Source organism: Streptomyces sp. RGM 3693 (assembly GCF_050471125.1).
Taxonomy (GTDB): Bacteria; Actinomycetota; Actinomycetes; order Streptomycetales; family Streptomycetaceae; genus Streptomyces.
On the sequence record NZ_JBMPPQ010000001.1, the window covers coordinates 2,055,783 to 2,073,760 of the forward strand.

Here is a 17,978-nt window from a genome sequence, read left to right on the forward strand (position 1 = left end):
CCTGCCCTCTTCGCCCGCGGATTTGCCCGCGGATTTGCCCTCAGGCCCACTCGACGAGTTGCAGCACCACGCCGTTGGGGTCGGTGACCTGGAACAGTCGCTCGCCCCAGGGCTCTTCGCGCAGCGCCATGGTGATCGGTGCGCCCGCCCGGCGCAGGCGCTCCTCGTGGTCCGCGAGGCCGGTGACCGTGAAGGCGAGGATCAGGCCCCCGGCTCGTTGGTCGCGCTGCTCGGTGGGCAGCACCTCGATGCCGCGCTGCAACAGCACAATGTCGACGGCCGCGTCGTCCCGGGTCAGTTTGGCGAAGCCGTCCGCGGCCGCGGCCTGGGCGTAGCCGAAGTGCGCGGTCAGGAAGTCGCGGGAGGCGGCCACGTCGTCGACGGTCAGCGAGACGGTGGAGGCGGTGATGTTGATGGGGACTCCTCGGGTGGGGCGAAAGTGCCGATGAAAGCGATCCGGGCGAAAGTAGTACGGGGGTAAAGTTAGATCGAGAGCATGAAGGGGTCAAGAAGTTTTTTATGTCGGGGGTAAAGTTGCCGCATGGATGTCGAGCCCCCCTTGGGTCTCCGTGAGACCAAGAAGCAGGAGACCAGGCAGCTGATCTCCGATCACGCCACCCGTCTCTTCCAGCAGCAGGGCTTCGAGGCGACGACGATCGCCGAGATCGCCGCCGCTGCCCGCGTCGCGAAGAAGACCGTCACCAACTACTTCGCGCGCAAGGAGGATCTGGCGCTCGACCATCACGGGGAATTCGTCGCGAGCCTCGCTCGCGCCGTCGACGCCCGGGAGCCGGGGGAGTCCGCGCTCGCCGCGCTGCGCCGCGCCTTCGTTGCCGCCCTGCGGGAGCGCGACCCCGTCGCGGGGTTCGCCGGGCCGGTCTTCGCCCGGATGATCGCCGACAGTCCGACCCTCACCGCCCGGCTGCGCGAACTCCACGACCAGCGGGAACGGGCCCTGGCCGAGGCGCTCGCCGTGGCCACCGGCGCATCGGCGGACGACATCGTGCCCCGCGCCGCCGCCGCCCAACTCGCCGCAGCGCAACGCCTGTTGTTCGTCCGCATCCAGGAACTCACCCTGGCCGGCCATCGCGACGCCCGGATCGCCAAGACCCTCGACGTCGAGGCCGGGCGGGTCTTCGATCAACTCGAACCGGCCCTGGGGCGGTACGCGGTCCGCTAGGGCCGGTCCGGGATCGGGGCCGGGGTGGGGGTCGGGGGTCGGGATCGGCGGGGTCCCGGGTCGTGATCCATTGAGTGGGGCGGGGTTCGGATGGGTCTGAATGGATCCGAATGGGTCCGGATGTCGCGTCGCGGGTTCCGGCCGCCTCAGTTATGTACTGATCGATCCATTACCGTGATAGTGTTTGGTATCGATCGGTACAAAACATGGATTGCGCGTGTACGGGGAGTGAGGAGTCGACATGGTCGCGGAGGTAACGGTGGGCGGGGCGTTGGCGGGCAAGGTCGCGTTGGTGACCGGCGGTTCGCGGGGGATCGGGGCGGCGGTCGCCCGTGCGCTGGCCGCCGAGGGGGCCGCGGTGGCGATCAGTTACGCGGCGTCCGGCAGTCGGGCCGAGGGTGTGGTGGCCGAGCTGGAGCGGGCCGGTGTCCGGGCCGCCGCCTACCGCGCCGACCAGGCCGACCGGCAGCAGGTCGCGGACCTGGTGGCGGCCGTGGCGGCCGACTTCGGGCGGCTGGACGTCCTGGTGAACAACGCGGGGGTGTCCGTGAACGGCGCGGTGGATGACGTCGCGGGGGATCTCGCGGCGTTCGACCGGCAGTTGGCGGTCAACGTGGCGGGCGTCGCCACGGCCATCCGGGCCGCGGCCGGCGTCCTGGGGGAGGGCGGGCGGATCATCACCGTCGGGTCGACCCTGGCCGCCCGCGCGGGGTTCTCCGGCGTCGCCGACTACGCGGCGACCAAGGCCGCGATCGTCGGCTACAGCAAGGGCGCGGCCCGGGACCTGGCACCCCGGGGCATCACCGTCAACGTGGTCCAGCCCGGCAGCGTGGCCACCGACATGAACCCGCCGGAGGGCGCCTTCGCGGACCTGCAGCGCGCGGCCAACCCCATGGGCCGGTTCGGTCGCCCGGAGGAGATCGCGGCGGGCGTGGTCTTCCTCGCGAGCCCGGCGGCGTCGTTCGTCACCGGTACCGTCCTGGACATCGACGGCGGATACCTGGCCTGAGCGCCGGGCGGCCGCCGCGCCGCCGAGCGTGGCGTGGCGGCCGCCGCGGCCCGGTGGTGACGGGCCGCGGCGGTCGGTCGGGGCGGGGGATCAGAGCCGGTCGAGGAGCTTGTTCATCTCGGCGACCTCGGCGGCCTGGGTGCGGACGACGTCGTCGGCGAGCTTCTTGGCCGAGGCGTTCTTGCCGTGCTGCTGCTCGTCCTTGGCCATGTCCATCGCGCCCTTGTGGTGGTCGATCATCATCGACGCGAACTTCCGGTCGAAGTCCCGGCCCTTGGCGGCCTTGAGCTCCTTCATGTCCTTGTCGGACATCATCCCGGACATGCCGGACCCGTGGCCCGTGGAGCCGTGGTCCATGGAGCCGGAGCCGTGGTCCATGCCAGGCATGGTGTCGGCGGACTCGGGCTTGCCCCACGCCTTGAGCCAGGACCGCATCCGCTGGATCTCGGGGTCCTGGGCCTGCTTGATCGCCGCGACCAGCTTCTTGATCTCCGGGTCGGCGGCGCGGCCGTCGGCGAGCCGGGCCATCTCCAGGGCCTGCTGGTGGTGCGGGATCATCATCTGGGCGAACATCACGTCCGTGTCGCCCACCGGGCCCGGTGCGGGGTTGCTCCCGGTGGTGCCGGCCGTGGCCGACGGCTTGCCGCCGTGGTCGGCGGCGCCCTTGTGGTCCCCTCCGGTGGTCCCGCCGCAGGCGGCGAGGGACAGGGCCGCCGCGGCGGCGAGGCCGGTGAGGGCGAGGCGGCGGGCCCCCGGGCGGGAGGTCCAGTGGGCGGTCCGGCGGGCAGGCTGGGCGATGCGCTGATGCGCGGTCATATCGATACCTCATGCGGTCGGTTCGGTGGATGTCTCGGGCGAACGCGGGGGTGTGCGGGCAGCGCGGGGCGCCCGCGGTGGCGTTCGGCCTAGATCCGCAGGATCGACAGGTGGGCGAGGTCGGGGGGCCGCGGCGGGGGGTTGGGGCGCAGCAGGGCCAGGGTGCCGGCGCGCAACGGGACCAGCCAGTCGGCCCGGCGGCGCAGCGCCCCGTACAGGAGACCGGCCAGGGCCCAGCTCCCGAGGACGGCCAGGCACAGCGACGTCATGTCCATTCCCGTGCCGGGCGGGTGGGAGGACGGCTTGCCGCCGTGGTGTGCAGAGGCGTGGTCGGGGGCCGCGGTCGGCCCGGTCGGCGCGGTCATCATGGCCGTCATGGCCGTGCCGCGGTCCGGGGCGGGGTGCGCGCTGGTGGCGGCCCCGTGGGCGGCGGTCCCCATCGGCGTACCCGGGGCGTCCGAGTGGCCGGTGGGGTGGCCGAGTGTGTGCATCGCGAAGACGCCCAGGGCGAGCACGGCGACCAGCAGCAGGTGCCCCCAGGCACCGGCCGCCCGCATCCGCCAGCTCGTTCGCATGTCCTCGACCTCCCGGACCAGAGGGTAGGGCAGCGGGCGATCGGTGCGCATCGTGCCCCCCTTCTCCCTGCCTCCCTTCCTCCCTGTCTTCGTGCGTTCCTGTCTCTCTGCGTTCCCGTCTCGCTGCCCCGCTGTCTCCCCGTCCCGCTGTTGAGGGGGTGGCTGCGGTGTCCGTCCATCGGTGTTCGTCTTCCGGTGTTCGCCCGGCGGTGCTCGCCCTCCTTGCGGGCGGGCTTCGCGGACTCCCTTCCCTCCAATACCCCCTAGGGGTGTGTTGCATTACACCGCGCAGGTACCCCCTGAGGGTATCCAAGGGAAGGGGTAGAGGAATGTCAACCGTCAATCCGAGGCGCTGGTGGGCGCTTGCCGTGCTCGCTGCCGCCCAATTCATGGACACCTCGATCATCGGGGTCGCACTCCCCGAGATGCAGCAGGATCTGGGCTTCTCGCAGGGCGGGTTGCAGTGGGTCTTCAACTCCTACGTCATCGCCTTCGGAGATCTGGGTGAGGACGTCGACGCAGTAGGTGTCGTCCTCGATCATCCGCTGCACGCCCCGCACCTGGCCCTCGATCAGCCGCAGCCGCAGCCGCAGCCGCCGCAGGACGCCGTCCCTGTGTTCCTGGTAGCCGGCCATCGTGGCCTCCGCATCACTTGCCCGGGAATCACTTGTCCGCTGCCTGGAACCCGCGCAGCCGCAGGCTGTTGCCGACCACGAAGACCGAGGAGAAGGCCATCGCCGCCCCCGCGATCATCGGGTTGAGCAGGCCGGTGGCGGCCAGCGGCAGGGCCGCGACGTTGTAGGCGAAGGCCCAGAAGAGGTTGGACTTGATGGTGCCCAGGGTGCGGCGGGAGAGCCGGATGGCGTCGGCCGCGGCACGCAGGTCGCCGCGGACGAGCGTGAGGTCGCCGGCCTCGATGGCCGCATCGGTCCCGGTGCCCATCGCCAGCCCGAGGTCCGCCTGCGCCAGCGCCGCCGCATCGTTGACGCCGTCGCCGACCATCGCCACCGACCTGCCCTCCTTCTGGAGGCGCCTGACCACCTCGACCTTGTCCTGCGGCAGCACCTCGGCGATCACCTGGTCGGGGTCGATGCCGACCTCGGCCGCGACCGAGTGCGCCACCGCCTTGTTGTCACCGGTCAGCAGCACCGGCGTCAGCCCGAGCGCGCGCAGCCGCCGGATCGCCTCCGGGCTGCTCTCCTTGACGGCGTCGGCCACCTCCAGGACCGCCCGGGCCGCGCCGTCCCAGGCCACCGCGATCGCGGTCCGCCCGGCTGCCTCGGCCGCCGCCTTGGCCTGCGCCAGTTCGTCCGGGAGCAGGATCGCCCACTCGGCGAGCAGCTTCTCCCGGCCGACCAGCACGGCGTGCCCGTCGACGATGCCCTGGACGCCCAGTCCGGCGATGTTGGCGAAGTCCTCCGGCACCGGCAGGGTGCCCACCTCGGCGCTCGCGCCGGCCGCCACGGCCTGGGCGATCGGGTGTTCCGAGGAGTGCTCCAACGCGCCCGCCAGCCGCAGCACTTCGGACTTGTCGGTGCCCGCCGCGGTGTGCGTGGCCAGCAGGGTCATCCGCCCGGTGGTGACGGTGCCGGTCTTGTCCAGGACGATGGTGTCGACCTTGCGGGTGCTCTCCAGGACCTCCGGGCCCTTGATGAGGATGCCGAGTTGGGCGCCGCGGCCGGTGCCGACCATCAGCGCGGTCGGCGTGGCGAGCCCCAGCGCGCACGGGCAGGCGATGATCAGCACGGCGACCGCGGCGGTGAAGGCGGCGGTGAGTCCGGCGCCGCTGCCGATCCAGAAACCGAGGGTGGCCAGGGCCAGGGCGATGACGACCGGGACGAAGACCGCGGAGATCTTGTCGGCGAGCCGCTGGGCGGCCGCCTTGCCGTTCTGGGCGTCCTCCACCAGCTTGGCCATCCGGGCCAGTTGGGTGTCCGCGCCAACCCGGGTGGCCTCGACGACCAGCCGGCCACCGACATTGAGCGTGGCACCGGTGACGCCGTCGCCGGCCGAGACCTCCACCGGCACCGATTCACCGGTCAGCATCGAGGCGTCCACGGCGGAGGCGCCGTCCACCACCGTGCCGTCGGTGGCGATCTTCTCGCCCGGCCGTACCAGGAACCGGTCGCCGACGCTCAACTGCCCGATCGCGATGGTCTCCTCGCGGCCGCCGCGCAGCACGGTGACGTCCTTCGCGCCCAGCTCCATCAGCGCCTTGAGGGCCGCGCCCGCCTTGCGCTTGGAGCGGGCCTCGAAGTACCGCCCGGCGAGAATGAAGGCGGTGACGCCGGCCGCCGCCTCCAGATAGATGTTCCCCGCGCCGTCGGTGCGGGCGATGGTCAGCTCGAACGGGTGGGTCATGCCGGGGGTGCCGGCGGTGCCGAAGAACAGCGCCCACAGCGACCACAGGAACGCGGCGGAGGTGCCGACCGAGATCAGGGTGTCCATGGTGGCCGCACCGTGCCGGGCGTTGGTCCACGCGGCGCGGTGGAACGGCCAGGCGGCGTAGGTGACGACCGGGGCGGTCAGCGTCAGCGACAGCCACTGCCAGTACTCGAACTGCAGCGCCGGCACCATGGCCAGGACGATCACCGGAACGGCCAGTGCCACCGCGGCGATCAGCCGCTGGCGCAGCGGCCGCAGCGGGTCCTCCTCCGCACCGCCGCCCTCGCCGCCCGCCGCGCCGCTGTCGCCGGCGGGGGAGGCCGGCGCGGGCTCCTGTGCGGTGTAGCCGGTGGCCTCCACCGTGGCGATCAGGTCCTGGACCGAGACGGCGTCCTGGAAGGTGACCTTCGCCTTCTCGGTGGCGTAGTTGACGGTGGCCTCGACACCGTCCATGCGGTTGAGCTTCTTCTCGATCCGGGCGGCGCAGGAGGCGCAGGTCATGCCGCCGATGGCGAGCTCGACCTCGGCGGCGCCGGGGCTGGTGGTGGTCATGTCTGCTCCTCGCAGCTCACGGAAAGGGGATGTACGGAGGTGGGGAGTTGGGGGTTCCGGGCGGGTGGGGCGCCGGCGGGGCGGCCGGGGACGGCCGTCCGCCCCGCCGGCACGGGGGTCAGGCCCGGCCGGTGAAGTCGTAGCCGGCCTCGTCGACGGTGCTGGCGATCAGCGCGTCGTCGGGCGCACCGCCGGTGGTGACGGTGACCAGGCCGGTGCCGATCTCCACCTCGACGGCGACGACGTCGTCGAGCGCGCCGACGGCCTTGGTGACGACGCCCTGGCAGTGCGCGCTGCCGATCCCGTCGACCTTGTAGGTGACGGTGTGGCCGTCGCCGACCGCGGTCGTCGTCGCCGGTGCGGTGTCGGTGGTCTGGCAGCTGCCATCGGGGGTGCAGCAGGACGACATGGGCTTCCTCCTGAGTGGGCGGGCCGGTGGTTCCGGCCCCTGCGGACACGGGCGGGGCGTACGGGCCGATGACTGTGGCCCCTCGCCGACCGATACCCTAGGGGGGTATCGGTCGGCGTGGCTCCATGTATACCCCCCACCCGTATTCGTGGCAAGCGTTCCGGGTGGGTTGACTATATACCCCCAGGGGGTATGGTGTGGGCGAGTTGATCGGCCGCATCACCGGCGGTACTCGCCACCGGCGGCCCGTGAGGAGGGACTGCGTCATGCACACCGGACTGAAGGTCGGGATCTTCGCCACCGCACTCGCCGCGACATTCGGCTCCGCCTACGGCGTGGGGAAGGCGGTGGGCCCCGTGATGCCGGCGGCCCCCGCGGCCCAACACGCCGGCCACACCGCGCAGAACGGCCACACCTCCGGCGCGGCGGCACCGGGTGGACTCCAGATCGCCGAGGGCGGCTACACCCTCGACCTCAAGACCCCGGCCGTCACCGCCGGCACCCCCGCCGAACTCCGCTTCGCGGTGGTCGATGACCGCACCGGCCGCCCGGTCACCGCCTACCGGCGCGCCCACGGCAAGGAACTGCACTTCATCGTGGCCTCCCGGGACCTCACGGTGTTCCGCCACCTCCACCCGCGGCGCGCCGCCGACGGCACCTGGTCCACCCCGGTCGACCTGCCCACCGCAGGCGACTACCGGGTCTTCGCCGACTTCGCCCCCGACGGCGCGAAGGAGGGGCTGACGCTCGGCGCCGACCTCGCGGCGGCCGGCGCCTACCGGCCGGCGGAAGCGCCCCGCCCGGCTGCCACGGCCGAGGTCGACGGCTACCGCGTCACCCTCGACGGCGCACTCCGCCCCGGTGAGCCCGGCGCCCTGACCCTGCGGGTCACCAAGGACGGCAAGCCGGTCACCGACCTCCAGCCCTACCTCGGCGCGTACGGCCACCTGGTCGCCCTGCGCTCCGGCGACCTCGCCTACCTGCACGTCCACCCCAACGGCGAACCGGGCGACGGGAAGACGCCGGCCGGCCCGGAGATCTCCTTCACCGCCACCGCGCCGAGCGCCGGCACCTACCGCCTGTTCCTGGACTTCCAACACCAGGGCACGGTCCGCACGGCCGCCTTCACCGTCCGGGTCGCCGGTGCGGCGGGCGACGCGGGTGCGGGGCACGGCGCGGGCGCGGACGGTGCCGCCGACGGCAACCACAAGGGGGCCGACGGCGACCACCAGGAGGTCGGCGGCGACCATCAGCACTGACCGCCCGTCGGCGGCAGACCGGCACATCGGCACCGGCCCAGCCCGGCGCCGGCCCGACGCTCAAGGAGGCACCCCGGATGACACCCCCTACGGCGGCGCTGCGGCAGGCCGCCGGCCACCCCCTGGTTCGCCTGGTGGCCATCGCCCTGCTCCAGGCCGCGGCCACCCATCTCGGCCGGTCGCCCGCCGCACCCCCTCCGCGCACCTGCGCGTGCCCCCGACCTTGACCCTTTCGGCGACGAGATCAGCCACGAGCTTTACTGCATATTGGTTGCAACTAAAACCAACCCGCAGGAATGTATGGGGGAGCCCCGGCAGAGGCCGGGGCTGAACGAAAGAAAGCAGTGCCGCCCATGCCTACGCCCCCCTCCCCGACCCTGGCCGGCCAGGCCCCGCCGTCCCGCCGCCAGCGGATCGCGCGGTCGATGACCCGCGCCGAGTGGGGGCGGATGGCCGGGATGGCCGGATTCATTCTCGCGCTACACGTGATCGGCTGGTTCACCCTGGTGGCGATCGTGGCGCCGGAGCACTACAGCCTTGGCACCAAGAGCTTCGGCATCGGCATCGGGGTGACCGCGTACACCCTCGGCATGCGGCACGCCTTCGACGCCGACCACATCGCCGCCATCGACAACACCACCCGGAAGCTGATGCACGAGGGGCAGCGGCCGCTCTCGGTCGGCTTCTGGTTCTCGCTGGGGCACTCCAGCATCGTCTTCGGGCTGGCGTTCCTGCTCTCCCTCGGCGTCAAGGCGCTCGCCGGACCGGTCAAGGACGACAACTCCCAACTGCACGCGGTGACCGGCCTGATCGGCACCACCGTCTCCGGCGTCTTCCTCTACGTCATCGCCGCGATCAACATCGTGATCCTGGTCGGGATCTGGGGGGTCTTCCGGCGGATGCGGGCCGGCGACTTCGACGAGGCCGCGCTGGAGGAGCAGCTCAACAACCGCGGCCTGATGAACCGGCTGCTCGGCCGGGTCATGAAGTCGATCACCAAGCCCTGGCAGATGTACCCGCTCGGCCTGCTCTTCGGCCTCGGCTTCGACACCGCCACCGAGATCGCGCTGCTGGTGCTGGCCGGCTCCGGCGCCGCCTCCGGACTGCCCTGGTACGCCATCCTCTGCCTGCCGGTGCTGTTCGCGGCCGGTATGAGCCTGCTGGACACCATCGACGGCTCGTTCATGAACTTCGCCTACGGCTGGGCCTTCTCCAAGCCGGTCCGCAAGGTCTACTACAACCTCACCATCACCGGACTCTCGGTCGCCGTCGCCCTGATCATCGGGACCGTGGAACTCCTCGGTCTGCTCGCCGACAAGCTCGGCCTGCACGGTGCCTTCTGGGACTGGGTCGGCGGACTGGACCTGAACGTCATCGGCTTCGCCATCGTCGGGCTGTTCTTCCTCACCTGGATCGTCGCCCTCGCGGTATGGAAGCTCGGCCGTATCGAGGAGAAGTGGACGGCCCACGTCCGCCCGGCGGGGGAGCAGGCCGCCGACTGATCCCCCGCCCCGGCCACCGCCTCAGCCGGACAGGCCGGCCGCCGGCGCCGCGGCCGGCCGCGCCCCCTGGTGCGGGAAGACCCCCTGGAGGCCGTCCCGCCGGTTGCGGTGCAGGGTGAAGCGGTCGAAGAGCACCGGCCGGGGCAGCGGATCGGCCGGTGTCGCGGCCGGCGTGTGGTAGTAGCTGACGGTGATCGTGGTGCGGCCGCCGGGGCCGTGGCCCGGATCCACGTCGAACACCGCGATCCCGTACGGGTAGTGGGTGTCCGGGTCGCGCACCGCCGACCAGGTGGCCTTCTCCGTCGCGTCCGGATCCGCCTTGTACGGCAGGCGCTTGGTGCGGACGAAGGCGTCGGGCACGCCGTCGTGGTCGGGCAGGTAGGTGTCGTCGTGCGAGGCGGTACCGCCGCCACCGAGGATCAGGTGGACGGTGCCCTGGGACGTGTCGATGTCGTCCAGCCGGTCGTCCACGACGGCCGGGCGCAGCAGCGAGTGCGGATCGGTGCCGCGGACCGGATGGGTCCGCTCGTAGTCGTGGTCGTGGCCGCACAGCACCAGATCGACCCCGTACCGGTCGAGCACCGGCAGCAGTTGCTCGCGCAGGCCCATGTCCCCGCCGTGACTGGTGGCCGACGAGGACATCGCGAACTGGTGCAGCGACGCCACGATCCAGTCCACGCCGCGGTCCGCCCGGGCCTGCCGCAGGGTGCGCTCCAGCCAGCGGAGCTGGGCGCCCTGGCTGTACCCGCTGATGTAGAGGGAACGGCCGGTCACCGGGTCCTGGCTGGCGTCGTCCTCGATGGCCAGGTCGTTGCCGTCCAGCGAGACGAAGAGCACCGAACCGACCCGGAAGCCGTACCAGTTCCCGCAGTGGTCCCGGGTCCCGTTGTCCGGCAGCGCGAACCGCGTGGTGTACGAGGCGTAGCCCAGCTCGCCGCCGCCCAGTTCAACCTCGTGGTTGCCGGGCGCCGGCATCCAGGGCCGGTTGCGGGCCGAGACGGCCATGTTGTTCATGAAGGCGTCCCAGCACTGCGGCTGCTGCTCGGGGTTGTTGTTGGCGTACGCGAGGTCCCCGTTGAGCAGGTGGAACAGCGGGTCGAACTGCTCGACCTGGCGGACCGCGGCGGCGCCGTGCAGCGCCGACTTCTGCCACGCGGTGCTGCCGGTGCCCAGGTCGCCGAAGCTGGTGAAGCGGAACGCGGTCCGCTCGTGGCCGGGCGCGGTCCGGAAGGTGCCCTGTACGGGCGCCGCCCTGTCGTGCAGCACCTCGTACACGTAGGTGCACTCCGGCCGCAGCCCGTGCAGTCGCACGTGGTGGGTGTGGGTCTCCACCTTGTTGAGCCCGTCCACGTACGTCCGGGTCTCGGCCGCCACCGTGCGGCCGAAGCCCTGGTGCGGGGTGCCCAGCCGCAGTCGGGGGCGGCGCACCGCGGCGCCGGTGGCCCAGGACAGCGTCATCTGGTGGGCGGGCTCGGTGCCGTACTGGAGGTGGACCTGCTCCGGGGGCGGGGTACCGGCGACCGCCGGGCGGGCCCAGAGCAGGGCGGAGCCGGGCAGCGCGGTCAGCGCACCGGCCGCGGTCGCGCCGCGCAGCAGAGCGCGGCGTGAGGGCTGACGTATCACGGGGTGCCTCCTGGGCCTTGGGAAACCGCAGGGAGGCTCACAGGGGTGGACGACGACGCGGGTGCCGTCCGGGGACGGGCCGGTTAATTGCCGGCGAACGATCAACTGCGCGGCACAGCACCCTGGTTGGGTCCGACCCGGGGGGTCAGGGCGTGGCGGCGGTGTCGTCGGAGTCCGCGCCCTTTGCGGCGTGCGAGGCCAGCACGCCGGTGCGGTGCCGCTGTACGCACCAGTAGTAGGCGAAGCCGCCCAGCGCCACGACGCCGATGAAGAGGAAGGCGCCCCAGCGCAGGTACCAGTGCTGCGGGCCGGTGGCGTTGTAGACCGCGGCGCGCGGCCAGGCGAGGTTGACGGACATGGCCAGGCCCCAGAGCACCGCCAGGACGTTCACCGGCAGACCGAACCTCCCCAGCGAGAAGCTGCCCTTCGGCACCGTCCAGTTGCCGCGCAGCCGCTGCACCAGCATCGGCAGCGTCACCATCAGGTACGCCAGGTAGATCATGATGATCGCGATACTGGTGATCACCGAGAAGATCTGCGGCTGGTCGATGTTGATCAGCAGGATCACGATCCCGACCACCCCGATCACGACCGCGGGCACCACCGGCGTCTGGAACCGCGGGCTGACCCGGGCCAGCCGCGCGGACGCCGGGAGGTTGTTGTCGCGGGCCATCGCGAACGCCAGCCGGATGGCGGCGGTGTGCACCGCCAGTTCGCAGACGGTGATCGCGATGACCACGCACCACAGCACGATCTGCCCGATCGTCGACCCGAGGGTGGCCAGGACGACGTACTGCAGGCCGTCCACCGACAGCCGCTCGTCGTGCAGATCGGGGACGGCCAACAGCGCGAACAGCAGGATCAGCCCGCCGATGACGAACGAGGCGACCAGCGCCCGCAGGATCGCCCGGGGCGCGTTGCGGGCCGGGTCCTTGGACTCCTCGCCGAGCGAGGAGGCGGTGTCGAAGCCGTACATGACGTACGCGGAGGCGAGCGAGGCGGTCAGGAACGCGCCCAGGTACCCCAGGCTCTCGCCCTGGCCCTTGCCGAAGGTGTCCGTCAGCACGGTGGCCGGACCGCGGGTGACGTGCGCGGCCAGCAGCAGGATCAGCACGACCGCGGCGATCAGCTCGATGGCCACGCCCGCCGAGTTGATCCGCGCCATCAGCTTCACGCCGAAGGCGTTGATCAGGGTGGTGAAGGCGATCAGGACGGCGCCCAGGAGGACCGCGTTGGCGGCCGCGTCGGTCTTCCCGGTGCCGTCCCCGACGAACTGGAACCACGACGAGATCTGCGGCAGCGTCACCTGGTAGGCCAGCGCCACCGCGGCCAGCGAGACCATGGACGCGGTGAGCATCATCCAGCCGCCGAGCCAGCCCACGTGCGGACCGCCCAGCTGCTTCGCCCAGTTGTAGATCGACCCGGCCACCGGATAGCGGCAGGCTAGCTCGCAGAAGCACAGCGCCACCATCAGCTGCCCGCAGAAGACCATCGGCCAGGACCACCAGTACGCCGGACCGCCGTGGCTCACGCCAAAGTAGAACAGCTGGAAGGTGCCGGTGAGGATGGAGATGTAGCTGATGCCGGCGGCGAAGGTGTGGAAGTTGCCCAGGGTCCGCTTGAGTTCGGGCTTGTAGCCGAGTTCGGCCAGTGCCCCGTCCTCGTGCGCCGGGTCGTGTGCGGCGTCGTGCGCGCCGTCGTCGGAGGAGCCCCCGGCGCCGGGACCGGAGGGGACGGAACCGGTCACTCGAACCACCTCTGCGGAGTCGGCGCGGTGTTCCGCCAGACGTGCTTGGCCTCCTGGTACTCCGCCAGCCCGGCCGGCCCCAGCTCCCGGCCGATCCCGGACTGCTTCATCCCGCCCCACTCCGCCTGTGGCACGTACGGATGGAAGTCGTTGATCCACACTGTGCCGGCCCGCAGTCGGGACGCCACCCGGTGCGCGCGTTCGCTGTCCTGGGTCCACACCGCCCCGGCCAGCCCGTACACCGTGTCGTTGGCCAGCGACACCGCCTCGGCCTCGTCCCGGAACCGCTCCACGGTCAGCACCGGCCCGAACGACTCGTCGCGCACCACCGACATGTCCGGGGTGCACTCGTCGAGCACCGTCGGCAGGTAGTAGAAGCCGTCCGCCAGCTCCGGGTCGTCCGGTGGCGCCCCGCCGCAGCGCAGCACCGCGCCCTCGTCCAGCCCGGCCGCCACGTACGCCGCGACCTTCGCCCGGTGCGCCGCGGAGATCAGTGGGCCGGTGCGGGCCCGCTCGTCGAACGGGCCGCCGAGCGGGATCCGCCGGGCCCGGGCCACCAGTTCGTCGACGAAGCGGTCGTGCAGGTCGTCCTGGACCAGCAGCCGGGCGCCCGCCGAGCAGACCTGCCCGGAGTGCAGGAAGACCGCCGTCAGGGCGTAGTCGACGGCGGTGTCGAAGTCGGCGTCCGCGAAGACGATGTTGGGGTTCTTACCGCCCAGTTCGAGGGCGATCTTCTTGACCGTGGGCGCCGCCGCGGTCATGATCCGGCGGCCGGTGACCAGCCCGCCGGTGAACGACACCATGTCCACCCGCGGATCCTCGGTCAGCGGTGCCCCCACCAGTGGACCGGTGCCCAGGACCAGGTTGGCCGCCCCGTCCGGCACCCCGGCCTCGGCCAGCAGCCGCATCAGGTGGATCGCGGTGTGCGGCGTCAGCTCGCTCGGCTTCAGCACGAAGGTGTTCCCGGTGACCAGAGCCGGGGCGACCTTCCAGGCGGTCTGCAACAAGGGGTAGTTCCACGGCGTGATCAGCGCGCACACCCCGACCGGCTCGTGCCGCACGGTGCTGTCCACCTCCGGGGCCCCGGCGTCCACCACCCGGTCGATGCCGCCGGCCGCGCCGAGGTTGCCGAAGTACCGGAAGCAGCCCGCGATGTCGTCCATGTCGTAGACGCTCTCCACCAACCGCTTGCCGGTGTCCAACGACTCGGCCCGGGCCAGCGCGTCGCGGTCCCGCTCCAGCAACTCGGCGACGCGCAGCACCACCCGGCCGCGCTCGGCGGCCGGGGTGCCGGGCCACGGCCCGTCGTCGAACGCCAATCGGGCGGCGGTGACCGCGGCCGCCACGTCCTTCGGCCCGCCCTCGTCGACCGTCGCGACCAGCGTGCCGTCCGCCGGGCAGCGGATCTCCCGCACCTGCCCGTCGGCCGCTGCGGTCCACTGACCGCCGATGAACAGCTCCGGCATGGGTGCGCCTCCGGTCTTGTCTCCGGGCGGGTGCCGGCGGGGCACGCACGGGACGGGTGCCCTGCCGCGAGGGTCTCCCTCGGTGGTGATCTCGGTACCGAGCGTAAGTCCGGGGCCGGGGGACCGCACGGTGCGCGGCGGCCGGGTGCGCGGGCGGGGCGCGGGGTGGGGCCGATGGGGTGACCGCCTGGCGCTGCCCGACAATGGGGGCATGCACCTGGTCCCCGACGTCGCCGCGTACCTCACCGGCCGCTGGCACGTCGAGCGTGCCGTGTACGACCTGCGGGCCGGCACCGAAGGCAGCTTCCGGGGCACCGCGGACTTCACCCCGGACGGCCCCGACGGGGCGCTGTGCCACACCGAGGAGGGCGAGCTGACCTGGGAGGGCGTCGGGTACCCGGCGACCCGCACCCTGCGGCTGCGGCCCGAGCCCGACGGCACCGCCACGGTCACCTTCGCCGACGGCCGCCCCTTCCACGACCTGGACCTGCGGACCGGCCACTGGACCACCGTCCACCCTTGCGCCGCGGACCGCTACGAGGGCGTCTTCACCGCCGTCGCCGCGGACCGCTGGCACCTGGAGTGGCGGGTCACCGGCCCGGCCAAGGACCAGCTGCTGCGCTCGGTCTACCGGCGGACCGGCTGAGCCGGGTGCCCCGGCGTTCCCGGCGCGCGGCGCCGGCCGCTCTCGCTACGGCTTGGCCGCCTTCAGGGCGTACAGCAGCGGAATGATCGGCTCCGAGTCGGGCAGTCGCCACCAGCCGTTCTCGTCCGGCACCATCGAGGGGAAGCGTGGCCACGGCAGCACCTCGGTCTCCCGGACGCCCCGCACGGTCAGCCCGGCCTCGATCACCGCGTTGACGACCTCGCCGACGCCGTGCCGCCACTCATAGCTCGTCGTCGCGCTCTGGAGGGGCGGGCCGTCCGTGTAGGTGGTGGCCGTGTCGCTGCGCAGGGCGCCCCGGCCGGCCAGGTAGTCGTGGCGGAGCAGGAGCGGCGGGGTGCCCGGGTCCGAGGGCGGTGTCGCGCCGAGGGCGTTGAGCAGCGGGTGGAACTCCACCAGGTAGAACGTCCCGCCCGGCCGCAGCAGTTCGGCGACGGTCCCGGCCCAGGCGGCGAGGTCCGGCAGGTAGCACACCGCGCCCTTGCCGGTGTAGACCACGTCGAACCGGCGGTCGCCGAGCGCCTCCACCGCCTCGTACACGTCCGACCGCACGAACTCCATCTCCCGGCCGGTCGCCGCAGCCAGCCGCCGGGCCTGTGCCACCGCCTCGGTGGAGAAGTCCAACCCCACCGCCCGCGCGCCCCGGTCCGCGAACGCGGCCGTCTCGGTGCCCAGGTGGCACTGGAGGTGCAGCACATCGCGCCCGGCCAGCTCCCCGAGGTCGGCCCATTCGAACGGCGCGAACCAGTCCTCGGCGCTCCGCGACCCGTCCAGGCCGTAGAACGCACTGGCCACATGGACCGGGGTGCGGGCGTCCCAGTTGGCCTCGTTGGCGCGCACCATCTCCTCCGCGCCGGGAAGCTCCGGCCGATCGCCGACGGGCGGACCGGGGATCGCCCGGTCGGCGGACTCGCTCTGTTCTGTGGTCATGCCCCTCTTCTACCTGCCGGCGCCGCGCGGACACCAGGCGGCCGGTCCGTCCCGGCCGGTACCGGCCACCCGGACCACGGCGGTCACCCGGCCCCCGGCGAGCACCAACCGCCGGGTCGCCCGCCCGGCCAGGTCCTCGTCGTCCGTGGCGATGACGCAGGTGAGCCGGTACGCGCCCCACACCCGCACCAGCAACGCGGCGAAGTCCGCCCGGGCGGCCGGCGGCAGGCCCTCCGTCGGCCGGTCCGCGAGCAGCACGGCGGGCCGCTTCACCAGCGCCCGGGCGAGCGCCGCACGCCGCCGCGCGTACGCGTCCAACTGCCCCGGCAGCAGATCGCCCTGGTCGGACAGCCCGACCTCCGCCAGCGCGTCCCCGGCCAACTCCCAGCGGTCGGCCGGCCGCAGCCCCAGCGGGACCAGCGCGGCGGCCACGCCCTGCCGCACGGCCGATCCGGCGAGCGGGCCCGGATGGTCGCCGTCGCCCGCGCCGAGCAACCCGATCGACTCGGCGCGGATCCGGCCGAGCCGGGACGCGGTGACCATGGCCAGATCCGTACCGTCGAGCAGCACACTGCCCCGGGTCGGGCGCTCCAGCCCGCCCAGGATCCGCAGCAGCGTCGACGCGCCGGCGCCGGACGGCCCCTGGACGGCGAGCGCGGTGCCGTCCGGTACGGAGAACCCGACGCCGTCCAGGGCCTGCACCAGCTCACCGCCGCGTCGGTAGTGCTTCGTCACGCCGCTCAGGTGGTACACGGTGCCCTCTCCTCCGGGCCGCCGGACCGCGGCCCCGCGACCGACCGTAGCCACGCCGGGTGACCGACCCATGAGCGGAACGTGAGAGGTCGATGAGAACGTCCGTCAGGGGCGGCCGCCGGTGCCGAGCCGGCGGGTACCCCGCCCCCTGGCGCGGGGTGCCCGGTCCGCGCCGGTGAGCGCAACCGGCCGACTGCCCACCACGGCACGGCAGTTGGAGACGGCGCACGGTGGTCGTACCGTTACCGGCACCGCAATCCGACGGGAAGAGTGGGGAATGAGCCAAGAAATCCGGCCGCTGTCCAGCGCTGTTGACGTGAGCATCCCGAGCGTCGCGCGGATGTACGACTACTACCTGGGCGGCAAGGACAACTACGCGGTGGACCGCGAGGCGTGCGAGGAGCTGAGCAAGGTCGTCCCGAGCACCCAGGTGCTGGCGCTCAACAACCGGCGTTTCCTGCGCCGGGTGGTCCGCTGGCTGGCCCGTGAGCGGGGCATCCGGCAGTTCGTCGACCACGGTTCGGGCCTGCCGACGCAGGACAACGTCCACCAGGTCGCCCAGCAGGTCGATCCCCGGTCCCGCGTGGTGTACGTCGACAACGACCCGATCGTGCTGGCGCACGGTCGGGCGCTGCTGGAGGAGAACGAGAACACCGCCGTCATCCAGGCGGACATGCGGGACACCGACGGCATCTTCGGCAGCCCGGAGGTCCAGCGGCTGATCGACCTCGACGAGCCGGTCGCCGCGCTCTTCGTCTCCGTGCTGCACTGCATCCCGGACGCCGACGACCCCGCCGCGCTGGTGCGCCGGGTGGCTGAACGGCTGGTGCCAGGAAGCTTTTTGGTGGTCTGTCAGCTCGTCAGCGAGGACGCCGCGACGCGGGACTTCGTCACCGAGTTCATGCGGGTCAGCACCCATGGGAACTGGGGACGGGTGCGGCAGCAGCACGAGCTGCGGGCGTTCCTGGACGGGCTGGAGATCCAGGAACCGGGGTTGGTGGAGGTCTCGACCTGGCGGCCGGACCCGTCGGATGTCGGCCCCAGGCAGCTGACGCAGGAGTGGATCGAATTCGGAGGCGTGGCGCGGAGGCCGTAGCGGTACGGAGGA

General features: G+C 72.4%; 17 protein-coding genes and 2 pseudogenes. 8 read left to right on the forward strand and 11 right to left on the reverse strand.

Going from position 1 to position 17,978, the window contains the following annotated elements; translation table 11 throughout:
* Positions 1–40 precede the first annotated feature (40 nt).
* Positions 41–415 (reverse strand): VOC family protein, encoded by a 375-nt coding sequence (locus ACO0M4_RS08685; RefSeq protein ID WP_430371304.1) that lies wholly within the window; start codon positions 413–415, stop codon positions 41–43.
* Positions 416–541: 126 nt separating this feature from the next.
* On the opposite strand from ACO0M4_RS08685, the gene ACO0M4_RS08690 reads away from it, so the two are divergent.
* Together ACO0M4_RS08690 and ACO0M4_RS08695 are read left to right on the forward strand one after the other, a co-directional pair.
* On the forward strand, positions 542–1,180 hold the full coding sequence (locus ACO0M4_RS08690) for a TetR/AcrR family transcriptional regulator (RefSeq protein ID WP_430369168.1): 639 nt from the start codon (positions 542–544) through the stop codon (positions 1,178–1,180).
* 241 nt (positions 1,181–1,421) lie between these two features.
* Entirely contained in the window at positions 1,422–2,189 is a 768-nt protein-coding gene (locus ACO0M4_RS08695) for an SDR family NAD(P)-dependent oxidoreductase (RefSeq protein ID WP_430369169.1), read from the forward strand.
* Between the two features lie 90 nt (positions 2,190–2,279).
* Here the strand turns inward: ACO0M4_RS08695 and ACO0M4_RS08700 are convergent, their stop codons facing one another.
* Both ACO0M4_RS08700 and ACO0M4_RS08705 read right to left on the reverse strand, forming a co-directional pair.
* A complete protein-coding gene (locus ACO0M4_RS08700; RefSeq protein ID WP_430369170.1) occupies positions 2,280–3,005 on the reverse strand; it encodes a DUF305 domain-containing protein in 726 nt (241 codons plus the stop codon).
* Positions 3,006–3,094: 89 nt separating this feature from the next.
* Entirely contained in the window at positions 3,095–3,631 is a 537-nt protein-coding gene (locus ACO0M4_RS08705) for a DUF6153 family protein (RefSeq protein WP_430369171.1), read from the reverse strand.
* A 278-nt stretch (positions 3,632–3,909) separates the two neighbouring features.
* Here ACO0M4_RS08705 and ACO0M4_RS08710 point away from each other — a divergent pair.
* Positions 3,910–4,083, forward strand: a pseudogene (locus ACO0M4_RS08710) (MFS transporter); the annotation flags it as partial.
* 36 nt (positions 4,084–4,119) lie between these two features.
* On the opposite strand, the pseudogene ACO0M4_RS08715 reads toward ACO0M4_RS08710, so the two are convergent.
* The 3 genes and pseudogenes from ACO0M4_RS08715 to ACO0M4_RS08725 all read right to left on the reverse strand — a co-directional run.
* Positions 4,120–4,215 (reverse strand): annotated as a pseudogene (locus tag ACO0M4_RS08715) (hypothetical protein); the annotation flags it as partial.
* A 28-nt stretch (positions 4,216–4,243) separates the two neighbouring features.
* A complete protein-coding gene (locus ACO0M4_RS08720; RefSeq protein ID WP_430369172.1) occupies positions 4,244–6,517 on the reverse strand; it encodes a heavy metal translocating P-type ATPase in 2,274 nt (757 codons plus the stop codon).
* 118 nt (positions 6,518–6,635) lie between these two features.
* Complete coding sequence (locus ACO0M4_RS08725; protein ID WP_430369173.1) at positions 6,636–6,926, reverse strand: heavy-metal-associated domain-containing protein; 291 nt, start codon at positions 6,924–6,926, stop codon at positions 6,636–6,638.
* Between the two features lie 266 nt (positions 6,927–7,192).
* Here ACO0M4_RS08725 and ACO0M4_RS08730 point away from each other — a divergent pair, with 266 nt between their 5' ends.
* The 3 genes from ACO0M4_RS08730 (at position 7,193) to ACO0M4_RS08740 (ending at position 9,687) form a co-directional block, all read left to right on the forward strand.
* Positions 7,193–8,185, forward strand: a complete 993-nt coding sequence (locus ACO0M4_RS08730; RefSeq protein WP_430369174.1) for a hypothetical protein — start codon at positions 7,193–7,195, stop codon at positions 8,183–8,185.
* 77 nt (positions 8,186–8,262) lie between these two features.
* Positions 8,263–8,412, forward strand: a complete 150-nt coding sequence (locus ACO0M4_RS08735; RefSeq protein WP_430369175.1) for a hypothetical protein — start codon at positions 8,263–8,265, stop codon at positions 8,410–8,412.
* 198 nt (positions 8,413–8,610) lie between these two features.
* A complete protein-coding gene (locus ACO0M4_RS08740; protein ID WP_430371305.1) occupies positions 8,611–9,687 on the forward strand; it encodes a HoxN/HupN/NixA family nickel/cobalt transporter in 1,077 nt (358 codons plus the stop codon).
* Between the two features lie 21 nt (positions 9,688–9,708).
* Here ACO0M4_RS08740 and ACO0M4_RS08745 read toward each other — a convergent pair whose 3' ends face one another.
* The 3 genes from ACO0M4_RS08745 to ACO0M4_RS08755 all read right to left on the reverse strand — a co-directional run bounded on the left by ACO0M4_RS08745 (position 9,709) and on the right by ACO0M4_RS08755 (position 14,523).
* A complete protein-coding gene (locus tag ACO0M4_RS08745) occupies positions 9,709–11,310 on the reverse strand; it encodes a purple acid phosphatase family protein (RefSeq protein ID WP_430369176.1) in 1,602 nt (533 codons plus the stop codon).
* Positions 11,311–11,455: 145 nt separating this feature from the next.
* Positions 11,456–13,057 carry an APC family permease gene (locus ACO0M4_RS08750; RefSeq protein ID WP_430369177.1) on the reverse strand — a complete coding sequence of 534 codons (1,602 nt, stop codon included), beginning with the start codon at positions 13,055–13,057 and terminating at the stop codon, positions 11,456–11,458.
* Positions 13,054–14,523, reverse strand: coding sequence for an aldehyde dehydrogenase family protein (locus tag ACO0M4_RS08755; RefSeq protein WP_430369178.1), 1,470 nt, complete (start codon positions 14,521–14,523; stop codon positions 13,054–13,056). Before ACO0M4_RS08755 ends, ACO0M4_RS08750 begins: the two co-directional genes overlap by 4 nt.
* 211 nt (positions 14,524–14,734) lie before the next feature.
* Between ACO0M4_RS08755 and ACO0M4_RS08760 the strand changes: the two genes are divergently transcribed.
* A complete protein-coding gene (locus tag ACO0M4_RS08760) occupies positions 14,735–15,169 on the forward strand; it encodes a DUF6314 family protein (protein ID WP_430369179.1) in 435 nt (144 codons plus the stop codon).
* Between the two features lie 45 nt (positions 15,170–15,214).
* On the opposite strand, the gene ACO0M4_RS08765 is transcribed toward ACO0M4_RS08760, so the two are convergent.
* Both ACO0M4_RS08765 and ACO0M4_RS08770 read right to left on the reverse strand, forming a co-directional pair.
* Entirely contained in the window at positions 15,215–16,117 is a 903-nt protein-coding gene (locus ACO0M4_RS08765) for a class I SAM-dependent methyltransferase (protein ID WP_430369180.1), read from the reverse strand.
* Positions 16,118–16,126: 9 nt separating this feature from the next.
* Complete coding sequence (locus ACO0M4_RS08770; RefSeq protein WP_430369181.1) at positions 16,127–16,870, reverse strand: ATP-binding cassette domain-containing protein; 744 nt, start codon at positions 16,868–16,870, stop codon at positions 16,127–16,129.
* 277 nt (positions 16,871–17,147) lie between these two features.
* Between ACO0M4_RS08770 and ACO0M4_RS08775 the strand changes: the two genes are divergently transcribed.
* Positions 17,148–17,966 (forward strand): SAM-dependent methyltransferase, encoded by an 819-nt coding sequence (locus ACO0M4_RS08775; protein ID WP_430369182.1) that lies wholly within the window; start codon positions 17,148–17,150, stop codon positions 17,964–17,966.
* The last annotated feature ends 12 nt before the right edge of the window (positions 17,967–17,978 follow it).

Bases quoted from the DNA above. Each gene is read 5' to 3' on its own strand.
- ACO0M4_RS08695 (WP_430369169.1), top strand. From the start codon at position 1,422: ATGGTCGCGGAGGTAACGGTGGGCGGGGCGTTGGCGGGCAAGGTCGCG.
- ACO0M4_RS08775 (WP_430369182.1), top strand. From the start codon at position 17,148: ATGAGCCAAGAAATCCGGCCGCTGTCCAGCGCTGTTGACGTGAGCATC.
- ACO0M4_RS08700 (WP_430369170.1), bottom strand. From the start codon at position 3,005: ATGACCGCGCATCAGCGCATCGCCCAGCCTGCCCGCCGGACCGCCCAC.
- ACO0M4_RS08690 (WP_430369168.1), top strand. From the start codon at position 542: ATGGATGTCGAGCCCCCCTTGGGTCTCCGTGAGACCAAGAAGCAGGAG.
- ACO0M4_RS08735 (WP_430369175.1), top strand. From the start codon at position 8,263: ATGACACCCCCTACGGCGGCGCTGCGGCAGGCCGCCGGCCACCCCCTG.
- ACO0M4_RS08765 (WP_430369180.1), bottom strand. From the start codon at position 16,117: ATGACCACAGAACAGAGCGAGTCCGCCGACCGGGCGATCCCCGGTCCG.
- ACO0M4_RS08760 (WP_430369179.1), top strand. From the start codon at position 14,735: ATGCACCTGGTCCCCGACGTCGCCGCGTACCTCACCGGCCGCTGGCAC.
- ACO0M4_RS08705 (WP_430369171.1), bottom strand. From the start codon at position 3,631: ATGCGCACCGATCGCCCGCTGCCCTACCCTCTGGTCCGGGAGGTCGAG.
- ACO0M4_RS08730 (WP_430369174.1), top strand. From the start codon at position 7,193: ATGCACACCGGACTGAAGGTCGGGATCTTCGCCACCGCACTCGCCGCG.
- ACO0M4_RS08740 (WP_430371305.1), top strand. From the start codon at position 8,611: ATGACCCGCGCCGAGTGGGGGCGGATGGCCGGGATGGCCGGATTCATT.
- ACO0M4_RS08755 (WP_430369178.1), bottom strand. From the start codon at position 14,523: ATGCCGGAGCTGTTCATCGGCGGTCAGTGGACCGCAGCGGCCGACGGG.
- ACO0M4_RS08725 (WP_430369173.1), bottom strand. From the start codon at position 6,926: ATGTCGTCCTGCTGCACCCCCGATGGCAGCTGCCAGACCACCGACACC.
- ACO0M4_RS08720 (WP_430369172.1), bottom strand. From the start codon at position 6,517: ATGACCACCACCAGCCCCGGCGCCGCCGAGGTCGAGCTCGCCATCGGC.